This is a genomic window from Ensifer sp. (assembly GCF_031989085.1).
Taxonomy (GTDB): Bacteria; Pseudomonadota; Alphaproteobacteria; order Rhizobiales; family Rhizobiaceae; genus Ensifer.
The window spans coordinates 859,729-876,127 of sequence record NZ_DALZXU010000001.1; the positions used below are offsets into that span (position 1 = coordinate 859,729).

General features: G+C 65.2%; 15 protein-coding genes. 3 read left to right on the forward strand and 12 right to left on the reverse strand.

Annotation, left to right across the window (positions count from 1 at the left end):
* Positions 1-35: 35 nt before the first annotated feature.
* Positions 36-1,286, reverse strand: coding sequence for a class I SAM-dependent RNA methyltransferase (locus RTP54_RS04100; protein ID WP_312361200.1), 1,251 nt, complete (start codon positions 1,284-1,286; stop codon positions 36-38).
* On the reverse strand, positions 1,283-2,053 hold the full coding sequence (locus tag RTP54_RS04105) for a TlyA family RNA methyltransferase (RefSeq protein WP_312361201.1): 771 nt from the start codon (positions 2,051-2,053) through the stop codon (positions 1,283-1,285). Before RTP54_RS04105 ends, RTP54_RS04100 begins: the two co-directional genes overlap by 4 nt.
* Positions 2,054-2,300: 247 nt before the next feature.
* Here RTP54_RS04105 and RTP54_RS04110 point away from each other — a divergent pair, with 247 nt between their 5' ends.
* On the forward strand, positions 2,301-4,514 hold the full coding sequence (locus RTP54_RS04110) for a HAMP domain-containing methyl-accepting chemotaxis protein (protein WP_312361202.1): 2,214 nt from the start codon (positions 2,301-2,303) through the stop codon (positions 4,512-4,514).
* An 87-nt stretch (positions 4,515-4,601) separates the two neighbouring features.
* Here RTP54_RS04110 and dxs read toward each other — a convergent pair whose 3' ends face one another.
* The 5 genes from dxs to RTP54_RS04135 all read right to left on the reverse strand — a co-directional run bounded on the left by dxs (position 4,602) and on the right by RTP54_RS04135 (position 10,008).
* Positions 4,602-6,515 (reverse strand): 1-deoxy-D-xylulose-5-phosphate synthase, encoded by a 1,914-nt coding sequence (dxs, locus tag RTP54_RS04115; RefSeq protein ID WP_162703523.1) that lies wholly within the window; start codon positions 6,513-6,515, stop codon positions 4,602-4,604.
* 237 nt (positions 6,516-6,752) lie between these two features.
* On the reverse strand, positions 6,753-7,676 hold the full coding sequence (locus RTP54_RS04120; protein ID WP_112808589.1) for a pirin family protein: 924 nt from the start codon (positions 7,674-7,676) through the stop codon (positions 6,753-6,755).
* Between the two features lie 110 nt (positions 7,677-7,786).
* Complete coding sequence (locus RTP54_RS04125) at positions 7,787-8,038, reverse strand: exodeoxyribonuclease VII small subunit (RefSeq protein WP_112808587.1); 252 nt, start codon at positions 8,036-8,038, stop codon at positions 7,787-7,789.
* A 2-nt stretch (positions 8,039-8,040) separates the two neighbouring features.
* On the reverse strand, positions 8,041-8,970 hold the full coding sequence (locus RTP54_RS04130; RefSeq protein WP_312361204.1) for a histone deacetylase family protein: 930 nt from the start codon (positions 8,968-8,970) through the stop codon (positions 8,041-8,043).
* Between the two features lie 63 nt (positions 8,971-9,033).
* Positions 9,034-10,008, reverse strand: coding sequence for a zinc-dependent alcohol dehydrogenase family protein (locus RTP54_RS04135; RefSeq protein WP_312361205.1), 975 nt, complete (start codon positions 10,006-10,008; stop codon positions 9,034-9,036).
* Between the two features lie 16 nt (positions 10,009-10,024).
* Between RTP54_RS04135 and RTP54_RS04140 the strand changes: the two genes are divergently transcribed.
* Positions 10,025-10,426: a thioesterase family protein gene (locus tag RTP54_RS04140; protein WP_312361206.1), complete on the forward strand. Its 402-nt coding sequence runs from the start codon at positions 10,025-10,027 to the stop codon at positions 10,424-10,426.
* Positions 10,427-10,464: 38 nt separating this feature from the next.
* On the opposite strand, the gene RTP54_RS04145 is transcribed toward RTP54_RS04140, so the two are convergent.
* From RTP54_RS04145 to RTP54_RS04165, 5 genes are read right to left on the reverse strand one after another with little or no spacing between them, the layout of a single operon-like run.
* The gene (locus RTP54_RS04145; protein ID WP_312363165.1) at positions 10,465-11,652 is read right to left on the reverse strand and encodes a thiolase family protein; all 1,188 of its coding nucleotides are present in this window, start codon (positions 11,650-11,652) and stop codon (positions 10,465-10,467) included.
* Positions 11,636-13,129: an AMP-binding protein gene (locus tag RTP54_RS04150; protein WP_312361208.1), complete on the reverse strand. Its 1,494-nt coding sequence runs from the start codon at positions 13,127-13,129 to the stop codon at positions 11,636-11,638. Before RTP54_RS04150 ends, RTP54_RS04145 begins: the two co-directional genes overlap by 17 nt.
* A 3-nt stretch (positions 13,130-13,132) precedes the next feature.
* Positions 13,133-13,696, reverse strand: a complete 564-nt coding sequence (locus tag RTP54_RS04155; protein ID WP_112817386.1) for a biotin transporter BioY — start codon at positions 13,694-13,696, stop codon at positions 13,133-13,135.
* A 36-nt stretch (positions 13,697-13,732) separates the two neighbouring features.
* On the reverse strand, positions 13,733-14,338 hold the full coding sequence (locus RTP54_RS04160; RefSeq protein WP_312361210.1) for an energy-coupling factor transporter transmembrane protein EcfT: 606 nt from the start codon (positions 14,336-14,338) through the stop codon (positions 13,733-13,735).
* Positions 14,332-15,012 (reverse strand): energy-coupling factor ABC transporter ATP-binding protein, encoded by a 681-nt coding sequence (locus RTP54_RS04165; protein ID WP_112808573.1) that lies wholly within the window; start codon positions 15,010-15,012, stop codon positions 14,332-14,334. The genes RTP54_RS04160 and RTP54_RS04165 overlap by 7 nt, the downstream gene beginning before the upstream one ends.
* 116 nt (positions 15,013-15,128) lie before the next feature.
* Here RTP54_RS04165 and RTP54_RS04170 point away from each other — a divergent pair, with 116 nt between their 5' ends.
* The gene (locus RTP54_RS04170) at positions 15,129-16,328 is read left to right on the forward strand and encodes a winged helix-turn-helix domain-containing protein (RefSeq protein ID WP_112808571.1); all 1,200 of its coding nucleotides are present in this window, start codon (positions 15,129-15,131) and stop codon (positions 16,326-16,328) included.
* Positions 16,329-16,399: the final 71 nt, after the last annotated feature.

Below are 16,399 nucleotides of genomic sequence, written 5' to 3' on the forward strand. Positions count from 1 at the left end.
AACAATGAGAAAAGGCCCGGGAGACCGGGCCTTTTCTATTTCTCCAGCGTGGCAACGGCCTCGACATGGGCCGACCAGAGGAACTGGTCGATCGGTGTCACCGAGGTGATGCGGTAGCCGGCGGCAACAAGGATCGCGAGATCGCGGGCAAGGGTGATCGGGTTGCAGGAGACGGCGACGACCTTCTTGACGCCGGAGCGGGCAATCTCCTGGCACTGCACGTCTGCACCGGCGCGCGGCGGGTCGAAGACGATGGCGTCATAGACCTTCAGTTCCTGCGCCATCAGCGGCCGGCGGAAGAGATCGCGCTTCTCGATCGTCACCGGCTTCAGCCCTTGCGTATTGCGAGCAGCAAAGTCGAGCGCCTTCAGCGCCTTGTCTTCGCCTTCGACTGCGTGCACGCGGGCCTTGCGGGCCATGCGCAGCGCGAAGGTGCCGCTGCCGGCAAAGAGGTCGGCGACACGCTTTGCCTTGCCGATATGCGCGAGCACCAGGGCCGCCATCACTTCTTCGGCCGCAAGCGTCGCCTGGGTGAAGCCGCCGGGCGGCGGCGACACGGCGACGCCACCGAATTCGATGATCGGCTTCGTCGGCTCGACGATGATCTCGCCATTGAGGCTGACGCGGGCAATGCCGCGTTCGCCGAGAACAGTCTCGACCGTGCGCCGGCGTTCGCGGTCGCCAAATCCCTTGATGCCGTCGACCGAGAGATCGAGGCCGGAGAGCGTTTCGAGGACGGTAATGCGGAACGGTTCGGCGTTGACGGCCATGGCCGCGCCGATCTTGCCGATGGTGGCGAGCCGCGAGACGATGCCCGGGCTCGCGACGGGACATTCCGAAATTGCGACGATGTGGTGGCTTTCCGCCTGGTTGAAGCCGAGAAGCAGATCCTTCTCGGTCTTGCGGGCGGTGAAGACGGCGCGGCGGCGCTCGCCCGGATGAGCCGTGATCAGCGGCGCGACCTCGGGCTTCAAGCCTTTGGATTTCAGAGCGTTGATGACCTGGTCGCGTTTGAACGTCTGATAGAGGGGATCGGCGGCATGTTGCAGCGTGCAGCCACCGCAGGTGCCATTCTCGCCGTCCGGGCCGAAATGGCGACAGTGCGGTTCGACCCGCTCGGGCGACGCTTCGCGCAGCGAGATCAGCGTGCCGTGAGACTTGTTGACCGCAAGGGCCGCACTTTCGCCCGGCAGCGTGAAGGGGGCATAGACCGGACCGTCCTCGGTCTCGGCGATGCCGTCGCCCTGCGCGCCGAGGCGGGCGATCGTCAGGGTCTGCGTGCTCATGGCTTCCTGCCCGCCAGCAGGAATTCGACGTTGCCGTCTCCGCCTGCGATCGGCGAGGGGATGAGGCCAAGACTCTGCCAGCCCATGTCCTCGACCAGCCAACGCTCCAGCTCGGCGGCAACTGCCGGCGCGCTGTCGGGGTCCTTCAAGAGGCCGGCCTTGCTGATGGCATCGCGGCCTGCCTCGAACTGCGGCTTCACGAGGAGGATGCAATGGGCGCCGGAAAGCGCCATTTCGAGTGCCGGCGGAAGCGCAAGCTTCAACGAAATGAAGGAGACGTCGGAGACGATGAAGGTGACGTCGCGGTTGTCGATGTCGTCCTCGGTCATCGCCCGGGCGTTGAGGCCCTCGATGCTTGTGACGCGCGGATCGCTCTCGATGCGCGGATGGATCTGGCCGTGGCCGACGTCGATCGCAACCACATGCTCGGCGCCGCGCTTCAGCAGCACTTCGGTGAAGCCGCCCGTCGATGCGCCGATATCGACGCAGCTTTCGCCCGAGGGATCGAGCCCGAAGTGATCGAGCGCAGCCGTGAGCTTCAGCGCCGCGCGCGACACATAGTCCTGCGCCGGATCGTCGATGGTGATGGTCACGCTTTCGGCAAAGGCGAGCGACGGCTTGGTGACCGTGCGGCCGTCGACCTTGACGGTGCCACGCTGGATCGCGTCGCGAGCGCGGGCACGGCTGGCAACCAGTCCGCTGTTGAGCAGCAGCTGGTCCAGGCGCACCCTGTTCTTGTGTTCTTCATTCTGACGATCTTCTGACATGCGTTTCTCATGGAGGGTTGCCGGCCGGATGGCAAGCCCCTTCACTGCACAGCAGGCCCGCGCGGGCAGGGCATTCGGAAATAAAACCCCTAAGGAAATAGGGTAATATTCACGCGTCCTTAAATGATCCGTGGCAATTCTGCCGAATGTCGCACGCTGCATGATGCAGGCCCCCGTCCCAAAACCGGATTTCCCGACACCTCTGATCATCCCCCACCTGACGCTATCAGGCGCAAGGAGCCCCCGCATGTCCCGCTTCCATCTCAGGCTTTCGCACCGCATCGGCCTGCTCGTTCCGATCGCGGTCGCCGGCATTCTTGCCATTGTCGGCATCTTCATCGTGGAGCGGGATATCGAGGAGGGTTATCGCCAGCAGGTGCAGGTCCACCGGGACGCCGACCGGGCGCTGCTGGTGCTCGAAAGCCAGTTCCTGCAAAACCGCCGCGCGGAGAAGGACTTCCTGCTGCGGCGCGAGGAAACATATGCCGCCTCGCATCAGGAGATCGCCGCCAAGGCAACCGAGACGATCGCTACGCTCGGCAACCTGCTCGACAGCCAGTCGACGCGGGCACAGCTCAAGCTGATTTCCGAGGGTTACGAGCGCTATCTTGGTGAATTCGCGGCCGTTGCCGAAGCCAACCGTTCGCTCGGTCTCGAACCTTCGGCCGGCAAGGAAGGCGCCATGCGCGCGGCAGTCCACACGATCGAGCAGGCGTTGAAGTCCGTTTCAGACAAGGGGTTGCTCGCGAGCATGCTGACGATGCGACGCCACGAGAAGGACTTCATCATGCGGCGTGACCACAAATACGTGGAGAAGCATGCCGAAGAGGTGAAGGCCTTCGCCGGCTTCCCGGCCGAAACCTTCGGTGGCAAGGAGAGCCAGAGCAAGATCCTCGCCGCCCTGCAGAATTACAGCGTCGCTTTTGCCGACTACGCCGCGCTGGCGGAAAACGAGACCGCCTTGCGCACGCGGATGTCGGAGACGTTTTCGACCGTCGAGCCGATCTTCGAACAGATGGCGACGGCCATCGCTGCAGAGAAGGTGGAGGCCGAGGCCGAGAGCGCCTCGATGCAGGCGTTCGTGGAAAACATCGCGCTCGGCGCTATCCTCGCTGCAATCGCCATCATCGCGGCCACGGTCTTCCTCGTCGGCCGCACGATTTCCAAGCCGATCGTCGCCACCACCCGGTCGATGACCCGTCTCGCCGAGGGCGACACGGTGTCGGCCATTCCCTATGCCGGCCGCAAGGACGAAATCGGTGAGATGGCCGGCGCTGTCGAGATTTTCCGGCAGGCGGCGATCGCCAACCAGAGGCTCGAGGCGGAAGCCGCCGAAAACCGCGCCCGCGCCGAGGCGGAGCGCGCGCGGCTCCAGGAAGAGGCCGAAGCGTCGGCGCAGGCGCGTCTGCGCCAGGCAACATCAGGCCTTGCCGGTGGCCTGCAACGCTTGGCGGCCGGCGATCTGGCCTTCCAGTTGAACGAGCCGTTTGCACCTGACTTCGAGCAGCTGCGCCATGACCTGAATTCAGCCGTGTCGCGCCTCGGCGATGCGCTGGCGGCGGTTGCCGATTCCAGCGGCTCGATCGACGGCGGCTCGCGCGAAATCAGCGAAAGCGCCGATGACCTGTCGCGCCGCACGGAGCAGCAGGCTGCCTCGCTGGAGCAGACCGCGGCCGCCCTCGACGAGATCACCGCCAATGTCACCTCCTCGACCCGGCGGGCTGAAGAGGCGCGCATCGTCGCCGGTGAGGCAAATGCGAGCGCCGAAAAATCCGGCGTCGTGGTCGCGAGTGCCGTGGAGGCCATGCGCCGGATCGAAAGCTCGTCCGGCCAGATCTCCAACATCATCGGAGTCATCGACGAGATTGCCTTCCAGACCAACCTGTTGGCGCTCAATGCCGGCGTCGAAGCGGCGCGCGCTGGCGAGGCCGGCAAGGGGTTTGCCGTCGTCGCGCAGGAAGTGCGCGAACTGGCCCAGCGTTCGGCGAAGGCTGCCAAGGAGATCAAGGAGCTCATCCGCAATTCGAGCGTCGAGGTCGAAGGCGGCGTCAAGCTGGTGCGCGATACCGGTCAGGCGCTGAAGGCGATCGGTGAACACGTCGTCACCATCAACCAGCACATGGACGCGATCGCGCTGTCGGCGCGCGAGCAATCGGTGGGTCTCAGCGAAGTCAACACTGCCGTCAACCAGATGGACCAGGTGACGCAGAAAAATGCGGCGATGGTCGAGGAGGCCAATGCCGCCAGCGCCCAACTCGCCAACGAAGCCGGCCGCCTGCGCGAACTGATCACCCGCTTCACGCTGCCCGGCCGCGCGAATGCCGCCACGGCGGCAAGCGATCTGCGCGCCATGGCCCGCACGATGGCGGCGCCCTCGGCGCCGGCGCGTGCGGCGGTTGCCGCCCGTCCGATGTCGCGCGGCAACGCGGCGGTGGCCCAGGACGACTGGCAGGAATTCTGATCGTCGCCGACGCTCGACAGGAAAACAAAAGACCCCGGTTCATCGCCGGGGTCTTTTTTATTTCAGATGTTCGTCGGTCGCGCGGGTTCAGCCAGCGGCGCCGATGCCGATATCCTGCTTCTGGCCGAGCGCCTTGAACACCGTCGAAACGATGCCGGCGCGGTCGAGCCCGGCGGCGGCATACATCGCTTCCGGCTTGGCCTGCTCCATCCAGATGTCGGGCATGACCATCGGGCGAACCTTGAGCCCGCCGTCGAGCAGGCCGTCTTCCGCGAGGAACTGCAGCACATGGCTGGCAAAGCCGCCGACGGCGCCTTCCTCGATGGTCACGAGCACCTCGTGGTGGCGCGCGAGCTGGCGGATGAGGTCATGGTCGAGCGGCTTGGCAAAGCGCGCATCGGCAACCGTGGTCGAAAGGCCGGCCGCGTCGAGATCTTCGGCCGCCATCAAACAGTCGGCAAGGCGGGTGCCGAAGGAAAGCAGTGCCACCTTGGAGCCCTGCTTGACCACACGGCCCTTGCCGATTTCGAGGATCTGGCCGCGCTCGGGCATTTCCACGCCCACGCCTTCGCCACGCGGATAACGGAACGAGATCGGGCCGGCGTCGTAGGCCGCCGCCGTGCGCACCATGTGCTTCAGTTCCGCCTCGTCAGCAGCCGCCATCACGACGAAGCCGGGCAGGGTGGCGAGATAGGTGGTGTCGAAGGAGCCGGCATGGGTCGGCCCGTCGGCGCCGACGAAGCCGGCGCGGTCGATCGGGAAACGCACCGGCAGGCCCTGGATCGCCACGTCATGGACAACCTGGTCGTAGCCGCGCTGCAGGAAGGTCGAATAGAGCGCAGCAAACGGCTTGTAGCCTTCGGATGCGAGGCCGGCCGCGAAGGTGACGGCATGCTGTTCGGCAATGCCGACGTCGAAGCAGCGCGAGGGATGGGCGAGCGCGAACTTGTCGAGCCCGGTGCCCGACGGCATGGCGGCGGTGACCGCGACGATCTTGTCGTCAAAACCGGCTTCCTGCGTCAGCGCTTCGGCAAACACCGAGGTGTAGGCGGGGGCGTTCGGCTTGGCCTTGGCCTGCGCACCGGTGATGACGTCGAACTTGTTGACGCCATGGTATTTGTCGGCGGCGGCTTCCGCAGGCGGATAGCCCTTGCCCTTCTGCGTCACCACATGGATCAGCACCGGGCCCTTGGCGTTGTCGCGCACGTTGCGCAACACGGGCAGCAGGTGCTCGAAGGAGTGACCGTCGATCGGGCCGATATGGTAGAAGCCCATCTCTTCGAACAGCGTGCCGCCGGTGACATAGCCGCGCGCATGCTCGACGGCGCGGGTGATCGCCCGGTCGACCGTCTTGCCGAGATAGGCCGTCAGCTTCTTGCCGACCTCGCGGATGCCCATATAGGTGCGGCCGGAGGCGAGACGCGCGAGATAGGCGCTCATCGCGCCGGTCGGCGGCGCGATCGACATGTCGTTGTCGTTGAGGATGACGATCAGGCGGGCGTCGAGCGCCCCCGCGTTGTTGAGCGCCTCATAGGCCATACCGGCCGAGAGTGCGCCATCGCCGATGACGGCGATGACGTTGCGGTTCACGCCGTCGAGGTCGGCGGCGACCGCCATGCCGAGGCCGGCGGAGATCGACGTCGAGGAATGCGCGGCACCGAAGGGGTCGTATTCGCTTTCGGCGCGGCGGGTGAAGCCGGAAAGGCCACCCTCCTGGCGCAGCGTTCGAATGCGATCGCGGCGGCCGGTGAGGATCTTGTGCGGGTAGCACTGATGCCCGACGTCGAAGATCAACCGGTCATGCGGCGTGTTGAAGACCTTGTGGATGGCGATCGTCAGCTCGACGACACCCAGGCCCGCGCCGAGGTGACCGCCGGTGCGCGAGACCGCATCGATCATCTCTGCCCGAACTTCGCCGGCAAGCTGCGGCAGGTCCCTGTCGTCGACCTTCTTCAGATCGTCGGGATAGGTCACCTTGTCGAGCAAGGGGGTTGCCGGCATCGGGTTGGTTGGCAGTTGTGTCACGCTGCATGCCTCATGCGCACCGCACGGATCGGGTGCGCGGATAGTTGGTGGTACCGTCAAAGCGGCTCTTTAGACGCAATTGTTGCTGAATGCAAAAGTAGGCTTTCCTGCGTCGTCATCCAAGACACTACCGCATGATTCCCTGAATCGAAATCGATTTAAGGCAACATGCGGCAACACGAAGCGGTAATCCGTCGCGTTTATCCCCTGCGCTCAGCCGGTGGGCAGAGGCACGAATTCCTCCTCGTCGCCGGGCACGATATCGAAGCGGCCGGTCCGCCATTCCTCCTTGGCCTTCTCGATCCGCTCCTTTGACGACGACACGAAATTCCACCAGATGTGGCGGGCCGAGCCGAGCGCGGCACCGCCGAACAGCATGATATGACAGCCGAGTGGACCGGCGGTGACGGTGATGTCGTCGCCCGGACGAAACACCAGCAACTGGTTGTCGGCAAAATGATCGCCGGCGATGATCGCCTCGCCCGAGAGAATATAGAGCGCGCGCTCTTCCCACCGGGCGGCAAACGGTGCGCTCTTGCCGGGGGCGATGTTGAGGTCGACATAGATCGTGTCGGTGAAGACCGAGACCGGCGACTTCTGTCCCTCGAAACTGCCGATGACGACGCGGGCATCGATGCCGCCGTCCTTGAGCTGCGGCAGGTTGTGCCTTTCGGTATGGTCGAAGATCGGATCGATCTCTTCCTTGTGTTCGGGCAGCGCCAGCCAGGTCTGCAGACCTGAGATGGAGCGTTCGTGCCCGCGCTGGTTTTCGGGCGAGCGCTCGGAGTGAACGATGCCGCGCCCGGCCGTCATCAGGTTCACGTCGCCGGGGCGGATCACCATTTCCGTGCCGAGGCTGTCGCGATGCTTGATCTCGCCGTCAAAAAGATAGGTGACGGTCGAAAGGCCGATATGCGGATGGGGGCGGACGTCGATCGCCTCGCCGGCACGCAGCAGCGCCGGGCCCATGCGGTCGAAAAAGATGAACGGCCCGACCAGCCGCCGCCTGGCGGTCGGTAGCGCCCGGCGGACTTCCAGGCCGCCTATGTCGCTGGTGCGCGGGATGATCAGATGTTCGATGGCGTCGCAGGCGGGCTTGTCGCCGGCAAGCGGATCGGGACCAGGAAAGAAGGACATGGTGGGCGCTCCCGTTGTTCAAAGGCTCAGACCCTAGCCCCGAACCCGGCTAGCCGGTAGGGGCGAGGGAAAGACGCAGCGTTTCCCGACGTCGACCAATCCCGGGCGGGTTATTCCGCGTCGAGCGGCTCCACGCCCTGTGGCTTGCCGGCGCGGTCGAGCCTGATCTTTTCGATCCGGTCCTCGGCCGCCTTCAGCAGCGCGCCGCAATGATTTTTCAAGGCTTCGCCGCGCTCGTAGATCTCGATCGACTTGTCGAGCGCCACATCGCCGCGCTCCAGCGCCGAGACGATGCGCTCGAGCTCCTCGACGGCTTGCTCGAAGGAGAGGGCCGAAACATCCGGTTGCGTGGTGGTGGTCATGATTACCCTCTCATCAATCTCAGGATATGCAGGCCAGCCGACTCGGCCAGCCCCTGCAGGTCATAGCCGCCCTCGAGCAGGCTGACCATGCGGCTGCCGGCGCTGCGGTCGGCGATCTCGTGCAAGCGACCCGTTGCCCAGTCGAAATCCTCGGCGACAAGGTTGATCTGCGCCAGGGGATCGCGGTGGTGGGCGTCAAAGCCGGCCGAGATCAGGATGAAATCCGGCCGGAAGTTGGTCAGCGCCGAAAGCACGCGCGACCGGAACGCCTCGCGAAAATGCTCGCTGCCGACATTGGGCGAAAGCGGGGCGTTGACGATGTTGCCCTTGACGCCGGTCTCGTCCTTCGCCCCGGTGCCGGGATAGAGCGGCATCTGGTGGGTGGAGCAGAAGAGAACCGATGGATCGTCCCAGAAGATGTCCTGGGTGCCGTTGCCGTGATGTACGTCCCAGTCGACGATGGCGACGCGCTCGGCGCCGTGGGCTACCTGCGCATGCCGGGCAGCGATCGCAACGGTGTTGAAGAAGCAGAAGCCCATCGCCTTGTTCTTTTCGGCGTGGTGGCCGGGCGGGCGGCCGGCGACGAACGCGTTGTCGGCCTTGCCGGTAAAAACCGCATCCACCGCTTCGACGGCGCCGCCGATGCCGGTCAGCGCTGCATCGAGGCTGAACGGGCTGGCATAGGTATCGGCTTCGAGGTCGTTGATGCCTTCTTCGGGGATCGCGCGCTTGACGGTGCGCAGGTGCTCTTCCGGGTGGGCGAGCAGCACAAGGTCTTCGCTCGCCTTCTTCGCCTTGACGCGTTTGAGTTCGGCGAAATTAGGGTGCTCGAGCGCAAGGTTCAGCGCCTTCAGCCGGTCCGGCCGTTCGGGATGCCCCTCCGGAACCTCGTGTTCCAGGAAGACCGGATTTTCATAAAGCAGCGTGGTCATGCGCCGAAACTAGTGCTGCGACCGGCCAAGGTCCATGGCACGCGCGATGGAAAGTCCCGATTTTCAACAGCGCGTGTCGAGCAGCAGCTTGCCGTCGCGTTTGGCATCCGCCTGATGCGCAAGCGCCTCGTCAAGACGGCTGAGCGGATAGGTCTGCGCGATCCGGCTCGAAAAGAGACCGGATCGCAGACCGGCAAAGCTCGCAGCGAAAGCCGCTTCGATGGATGGCCTGCCGGCGGCATGCACCCAGGTCCTCAGCCACAGGAAGGAGAAGCGCACGTCCGCCCGCGCCTGGATCGCCGGGATAGGCACCGGCACGCCGCTCAAGGCGCCGTACTGGATGAAGGCGGCCCCGGGTTGCAGCGTCTGGCCGATCAGGTCGCCGGCAAAAGGCCCACCGACTGCGTCGAGAATGGCGTCGAAAACCAAAGGCGAGGGGATATTGCCTTCGTCGGCAACGACGATTTCGCCGGCCGTCTCGGCAGCCAGCCGCACGGCGCTGCGTTCGCTGCGCACGATCCCGACCGGTTCGGCGCCTTCACCTGATATCAGCTTCATCAGCATGCCGCCGATCGCCGAACCAGCTGCGGTAACGCCGATCCTGCGGCCGGCCAGCGATCCGAAATGCGCTCTCAGCGCTTCGATCAGCCGAAGCGCCGTCAGCGGATTGACGTAGCTCACCGCCGCCTGGCGGTCGTCGATATCGTCGGGCACCAGGAAGCACCAATCGGCGGGCCGCAGCAGATATTGCTGCCAGAGGCCGCTCGCACCGATCGGGATCACCCGGTCGCCGGGCTTCAGGGTCGTAACGCCGGCACCGACGCGCGAAACCGTACCGACGCCTTCGAAGCCGGGCACGAAGGGCAGGCTGGTTCGCGCGCTATAGGCGCCGGTGACGGGGATGAGGTCGGAGGGGTTGATCGCCGCGAGGCACAGCGCGATCTCGACCTCGCCTGGGCCGGGCGGCAGGCGCTCGGCATCGACGAGCGCAATCACTTGTCGCGGATCGCCGAACTGGCTAACGAGGGTGGAGCGCATTTGAAGAGGACCTCGCATGGACGGCAGGGAGAGGGACAACGTCACGGAAATCCGCATTCCGTTTCGCGATATAGACATGCATGGCCACATGCACAATGCCGCCTACTATGCCCATGCCGAAGCCGCCTTGTCCCATCTCTGGCGCCACCGCCCGTCGGTCGTGCATGAACCTGCCTATCTCGTTCGCCGCTCGGCCTGCGTCTTTCATCGCGGCTTGCGCTTTGACGAACCCGCCCGCTTCGTCGTGACCGTTGCCAAGATCGGCGGCAGTTCGGTGAGTTTTGCCGTGCGGGTGGAGGCGGGCGGCCAGCTGGCGGCCGAACTGGAGATCGTCTGGGTCGCCGTCGATCGCGAGCGGCACACGCCGCTGGCCGTGCCGGCGGCAACGCGCGAATGGCTCGGCAGCTACATTCTCTGAGGCGCTCTTGCTCTGAGATGCTCTTGGGCCCTGCAGGGCTATTCGACCAGCCGCAGGCTGCGCAGCAGCGCGACGCCGCCCATGCCGCCGCCGATGCCCATCATCGCCAGACCTTCGGTTTCCTGGCGGGCCGCCAGCATCTGCGTGAACAGCCGCACCACGAGGATGGCGCCGGACGCGCCATAGGGATGGCCGAGCGCGATGGCGCCGCCATCGAGATTGACCCGCTCCGGCGAGATGTCGAGCTGGTCGAGGCTGCCGAGCACCTGCGAGGCGAAGGCTTCGTTGAACTCGATGAAGTCGACCGCATCGACGTCGAGCGTCGGATTGCGTGCCTTCAGCTTAGCCATCGCCGGCACCGGCCCGAGCCCTAGCAGATCGGGATGCACGCCGGCGGTTGTGGCGTCGATGAATTCGAGCGCGAAGGAAAGCTTCAGGCGCTGCGCTTCCGCAAGGCTGGTGACCAGCACCATCGCAGCCCCATCGTTGATCGGGCAGGCATTGCCTGCCGTCACAGTGCCATCCGTGACGAAGACGGGTTTCAGCCGTTGCAGGGTCTCGAGCGAGGCGTTGGCGCGCGGACATTCGTCCGCATCGACGATGCCGGCTGTGGTCTGGATCGGCACGATCTCGCGCGAAAACCGGCCGGCAGCCTGGGCGGCGACGGCGCGCCGCTGACTTTCGAGCGCAAAGTCGTCCTGCCGTTCACGGGAAATGCCGCAGGCGGTGGCGACGTTTTCGGCGGCAACGCCCATATCGGGATCGCCGATCTCGTCCGGCGCCATGCGCGAGCGCTTGATCGGATGCGGCTCTTCGCCAGGGATCGTCGGCGGCCGCAGGCGAATATGGGCGCGGCTGGCGCTTTCGGTACCGCCGGCGAGATAGAAGCTGCCGGCGCCCGATTGGATGAGCCGGGCGGCGAGCGTGATGGCCTCCAGGCCGGCACCACACTGCCTGTCGATGGTGAGCCCCGGCGTCGAAACCGGGAGCCCGGCTTCGAGCGCTGCCAGCCGCCCGAGATTGCCGGCGCAGTTGGCGGCATTGCCAACGATGACGTCGTCGATCCGCTCGGCAGGCAGGCCCAGGTCGTCGAGGATACGGCGGATGAGCGGTGCGGCGAGCCGCGCCGGTTCGACCTCGGCAAGCACGCCGCGCACGCGTCCGACAGGCGTGCGCAGTGCGGCCACGATCACCGGCGTGCGCGAAGGGTCAGGCGAAGGTCTCAAGGGCATCATGTCCATCCACGATCCATTGCTTGAGGGTGCCGGCCGCCACCTTACCAGATTGCGTCATCGGCAAGTGACGGCAAAGCCAGATTCTCCTGGGATGTTTGTAGCGCGGCAGATTGCGGTCGAGATGACCGCTGAGTGCTGCTGGCTCGATCGCTGCGCCGTTCGGTTCGATCACCGCCACGAGTTCGCTGCCGAGATCGGGATGATCGAGGCCAAGCACGCAGGCTGCGTGCACGCCGGCGTGGCCGACGAGTGTGGCTTCGACCTCCTGAGGGTAGATGTTGTTGCCGCCTGACAAAACCATGCCGCCTGAGCGCCCGACCAGATGCAGCGTGCCATCGGCGCCGAGGAAACCGAGATCGCCGACGGTTGCGAGCCGGCCCACGCGCCTGAGGCCGGCGCCATCGCCGGCGCCGATATAGCCGCTCGAAATCAGGTCGCTGTCGACGAAGATCGTGCCGGTTTCGCCTGGCGGCAGCGGGCGCTCATTTTCGTCGAGCACGACGAGGCCGACGCCTCGAAAGGCGCGGCCGACGGCGGTCGCCGATGCGGTGTCGTCACGGCCGGCAACGCTGATGAAGCCGAGTTCGGACGCGCCGTAATATTCTATGACGTCGGCCTGCGGGAAGGCGGCCGCCGCGGCTTCCCGGTCGGCCGGTGTCAGCTTGGCACCGGCAACGGTGATCTTCTGAACCGAGGTCGATTTGGACGGTGTCGTGCTGAGCCGCCGCAGCATTGTCGGCACCAGCACGAGCCGCCTGACCTCGAGCGCTGCGATAGCGCCGGACGCGCGCGTCGCATCGAAATGCTGCATGCCGATGAATTCAGCGCCGGCAATCAGCGTCTCGGCGAGCGCATAGAGCGTCAGCCCATGGGCGAGCGGGCCGGGCGCAAAGGTGCGGGTTTCGTGGTCGAGACCGAAAAACGCCTGGCCGGTCGCAAGGCTGCGCCGCCAAGAGCCGCGATCGCGCACGATCGCCTTCGGCATGCCTGTCGTGCCGGAGGTGAAGACGATGAGAAACGGCTCGTCATCGGCGCCGATGGCAAGCGGCGCGCTGCCGCTTCCCGAGCCGATTGTGAAGCCTGCACTTTCGCCCGTCGTCGCATCGAGCCGCAGCCCGTCGCCATCGGCGCGAACGATGACATCCGGCCTGAGACGCGCACGCATCGCATCGCGGGTGACATCGGGCAGATGCGGATCGATCAGCGCCACGCAATGGCCGCCGGATGTTGCGGCGAGGAAGGCTGCGGCGAAAAGCGGGTGGTTGCCGATCTCGAGTGCGATCAGCCGTGTGGCGCCGGAAAGCACGCTGTCATGGGCCGTGCCTGCCGTCAGTTTCCCGAAGATGGAAACGAGTTGGCCGGTGCAAAGCGCAAGCTCGGCGAATGTGAAGACCCGGCCCTCCATACGGAAGGCCGGGGTGTCAGGGGTTCGCTCCGCATGGCGCGCGATGGCGGCGGCAAACGGCATCGGTCAGGCGCGGACAGGCAGCAGCGGATAGCCGGCAAAGACCGCCCGTGCGGCAAGCGTCGCGATCGCGGCCTTCAGGAAGTCGCCGGGCAGGAATGCGAGCGAGCCGGTGGCAACGGCCAGGAGAGGCGTGCCGGTGACGGCCGATACCCAGGGCATGCCGATCGCATAGAGCACGACGATGCCGCCGACCACGGAAGCCAGGAAGAAGCCGACGAACTGGCGGACCTCCGGCTGGCCTTCACGGACGAAGCGCTGCGCGATCAACCCGGTCACAAAGGTGGCAACGACCCAGCCGAGGATGAAGCCGCCCGACGGGCCGGCAAAAACGGCGAGGCCACCACGGCCGCCCGACAGAACCGGCAGGCCGATGGCGACGAGCAGAAGGAACAGGAGGAAGGCGAGCGCCCCACGCTTGGCGCCCAGGATGCAGCCGGCCAGCATCACGCCCATCGATTGCGCGGTGATCGGCACGGGGATGAAGCCGAGCGTGATCGGCGGGATCAGGCCGAGCACGACGACGATCGCGGCAAAGAGGGCGATAAGGACGAGGTCTCTGGTGTTCATGCTGTTCCAGTTCCTTGCTTATTAGGATGGATGAATTTATTGGCGCCGAAATCCGCGGGCGTCAATCGCTGCGGCGATCGTATCCGCATCCTTGAGCGTCAGGATGATCAGCGGTCCGATGATCGTCAACGGCCGCACCGGCAACCCGCGCGCCCTGTGCGCCTCGCGGATCGCCTGGTAGCGCGCGAAAATATCCGGCACGAAGCGCAGCACGAGCCCGAGCGCCAGGCTGACGTCGGCAGCGCGCACCCATCCGAGGCGCTCAAACGGCGTCAGGAGCGCAGTGACCTCGTCCATGAATTCGCTGATCGTCGTCGTCGCCGTCACGGTGGCGGCGAAGAGCACCAGCGCCATCAGTCGCAGGGTCAGGACGGCCACGTCGTTCAAGGGGAGAAGGAAAAGGTTTACGGCCGCGAGAAAGAAGATGGTGAAGAAGACGAAGCCAACGCGCTTCAGAGCTTCGCGCCACGACAGACCGACGGAAAGATAGAGCCCGGCCGAAATGACAAACGCAGCCAGTTGTACGAACAGCGAGCCGCTGAGGAAAAGCAGGATGCTGAGTGCCACCAGGGCCAGGAGCTTGGCGCGCACTGGAAGCCGGTGCAGCCAACTATTGCCGTCGATATGCAGGCTCGTCAGCATCCGACGATCTCGTGGTAGCGTCGGATCGTCTCGTGCGGGCTGCCGTCGGCGGCAAGGCGCCCCTCATGGAAGAGCAGCAGGCGCTCGACATTCTCAACCAGCGGCAGGTCATGGGTGATGACAAGCGTATCCTCGTCCAGCGTCGCGATCGTATCGGCAACGCGGCGGCGGTTGCGGAGGTCGAGCTGGTTGGTCGGCTCGTCGAGGATGAGGATCTTCGGGTCGGTGACGACGACGCTCGCCATCGCAATCAGCTGGGTCTCGCCACCGGAGAGTTCGTGCACCCGGCGCCGCGCCAGATGTTCGACGCCGAAGCGCGACAGGACGGCTTGCGTTCGCCGATCGATTTCCTCGCTCTTGAGGCCGCGGTTCTTCAGCCCGAAGCCGATGTCGTCGGCAACGACGGGCATGATCAGCTGGTTCTGCGGGTTCTGGAAGATGAAGCCGGCTTCCGAAAGAACGGCGCGTTCGTCCTTGACCGTATCGAGACCGTTGACGGTCACCTGACCTGCTGAAGGCTTCACCAGGCCGTTGATCAACCGCGCGAACGTGGTCTTGCCGGAGCCGTTGAGGCCGATAATGCCGACACGCCGTTCGGTGATCTCAAGCGTCAGCGGCTGCAGCGCCACCCGTTCGCCGAAGCGGACCGAGCAATCGGTAAAGCGGATGTCCATCCCGTCCCTCGCGGTTTGCGGTCTGCTCTATAGGCTAAGACGACGGAGAAGGGCAATGCTGCTGTGCAGCATGCTGCCCATTTGAAATATGGGAATAAAAGCCTACTCTTTCTCTCATGACGATTCGGCTCACGAACAGCGATGCCCGGCGCATCTTCCTCGCAAGGCAGGGCCTTTCCGGCGCGCCGCACCGCGCGCTCGGCAAGGACGGCCTCCTGAAGCTGATCCATGACATCGGCTTCGTGCAGGTCGACAGCATCGCGACTGTGGAACGCGCACACCATCAGATCCTGTTTTCGCGCAACCAGACCTATCGCCGCGAACACCTGACATCGCTTCTTGAAGATGACGGCGAATTGTTCGAGCACTGGACCCATGACGCGTCGATCATCCCCAGCAGCTTTTACCGCTACTGGAAGCACCGGTTCAAATGGGAAGGTGAGACCATCGTCGAGCGCTGGAGCAAGTGGCGCGGCGAAGGTTTCGAGAAAAGCTGCGACGACACCTATGAGCGCATCGCCAAGGGCGGCCCGGTGCTTGCGCGCGAGCTCAAGGAGGCCGAGCACACGTCGGGCGGTTGGTGGAACTGGCATCCCTCGAAGACCGCGCTCGAAATCCTTTGGCGCACCGGCAAGCTGGCGATCGCGCGGCGCGAGAATTTCCAGAAGGTCTATGACCTGACCGAGCGGGTGATCCCGCCGCACCATCACGGCGCCGAGGTGGAGCATCACGAATTCATCGACTGGGCCTGCCGCAGCGCGCTGGAACGCCTGGGTTTTGCCACCCACGGCGAGATCGCCGCCTTCTGGGACCTGGTCTCCCCCGAAGAGGCGAAGACCTGGGTTGCCGAGCATCGCGACGAACTGATCGACGTCACGATCGATCCGATCGACGGCGGCAAGCCGCGATCGTCCTATGCGTTTTCCGGCTTTGGCGACACGCTCGGCGATATTCCCGATCCGCCGGGGCGCGTGCGTGTCCTGAGCCCCTTCGATCCCTTGCTGCGCGACCGCAATCGCACCGAGCGGCTGTTCGGATTTTTCTATCGCATCGAGATCTTCGTGCCCGAGCCCAAGCGGGAATATGGCTATTACGTCTTTCCGCTGATCGAAGGCGATCGGCTGATCGGCCGCATCGACATGAAGGCCGACCGCAAGCGCGGAAGCCTCGACGTGCGCCGGCTCTGGCTGGAGCGCGGCGTCAAGGCGTCTTCGGGCCGCATGGAGCGCATCGACGCAGAGCTCGAGCGTCTCGCTCGCTTCACCGGCGTGGAGCGTATCGAACGGCTCGACGGCTGGAACGCATCGCTCTCCTGATCGATATTTTCCTTGGCTTGAACCGCTCGCCTTCCTAAATGGAGGCCATCGAACCTATGACGCGGGAGCGC

What these genes read in the sequence shown, in the direction of transcription:
- RTP54_RS04125 (WP_112808587.1), bottom strand. Translation starts at nt 8,038, where the DNA reads ATGACCACCACCACGCAACCGGATGTTTCGGCCCTCTCCTTCGAGCAA.
- RTP54_RS04105 (WP_312361201.1), bottom strand. Translation starts at nt 2,053, where the DNA reads ATGTCAGAAGATCGTCAGAATGAAGAACACAAGAACAGGGTGCGCCTG.
- RTP54_RS04150 (WP_312361208.1), bottom strand. Translation starts at nt 13,129, where the DNA reads ATGCCGTTTGCCGCCGCCATCGCGCGCCATGCGGAGCGAACCCCTGAC.
- RTP54_RS04160 (WP_312361210.1), bottom strand. Translation starts at nt 14,338, where the DNA reads ATGCTGACGAGCCTGCATATCGACGGCAATAGTTGGCTGCACCGGCTT.
- RTP54_RS04100 (WP_312361200.1), bottom strand. Translation starts at nt 1,286, where the DNA reads ATGAGCACGCAGACCCTGACGATCGCCCGCCTCGGCGCGCAGGGCGAC.
- RTP54_RS04120 (WP_112808589.1), bottom strand. Translation starts at nt 7,676, where the DNA reads ATGTCCTTCTTTCCTGGTCCCGATCCGCTTGCCGGCGACAAGCCCGCC.
- RTP54_RS04170 (WP_112808571.1), top strand. Translation starts at nt 15,129, where the DNA reads ATGACGATTCGGCTCACGAACAGCGATGCCCGGCGCATCTTCCTCGCA.
- RTP54_RS04155 (WP_112817386.1), bottom strand. Translation starts at nt 13,696, where the DNA reads ATGAACACCAGAGACCTCGTCCTTATCGCCCTCTTTGCCGCGATCGTC.
- RTP54_RS04140 (WP_312361206.1), top strand. Translation starts at nt 10,025, where the DNA reads ATGGACGGCAGGGAGAGGGACAACGTCACGGAAATCCGCATTCCGTTT.
- RTP54_RS04110 (WP_312361202.1), top strand. Translation starts at nt 2,301, where the DNA reads ATGTCCCGCTTCCATCTCAGGCTTTCGCACCGCATCGGCCTGCTCGTT.
- RTP54_RS04130 (WP_312361204.1), bottom strand. Translation starts at nt 8,970, where the DNA reads ATGACCACGCTGCTTTATGAAAATCCGGTCTTCCTGGAACACGAGGTT.
- RTP54_RS04135 (WP_312361205.1), bottom strand. Translation starts at nt 10,008, where the DNA reads ATGCGCTCCACCCTCGTTAGCCAGTTCGGCGATCCGCGACAAGTGATT.
- dxs (WP_162703523.1), bottom strand. Translation starts at nt 6,515, where the DNA reads ATGCCGGCAACCCCCTTGCTCGACAAGGTGACCTATCCCGACGATCTG.
- RTP54_RS04165 (WP_112808573.1), bottom strand. Translation starts at nt 15,012, where the DNA reads ATGGACATCCGCTTTACCGATTGCTCGGTCCGCTTCGGCGAACGGGTG.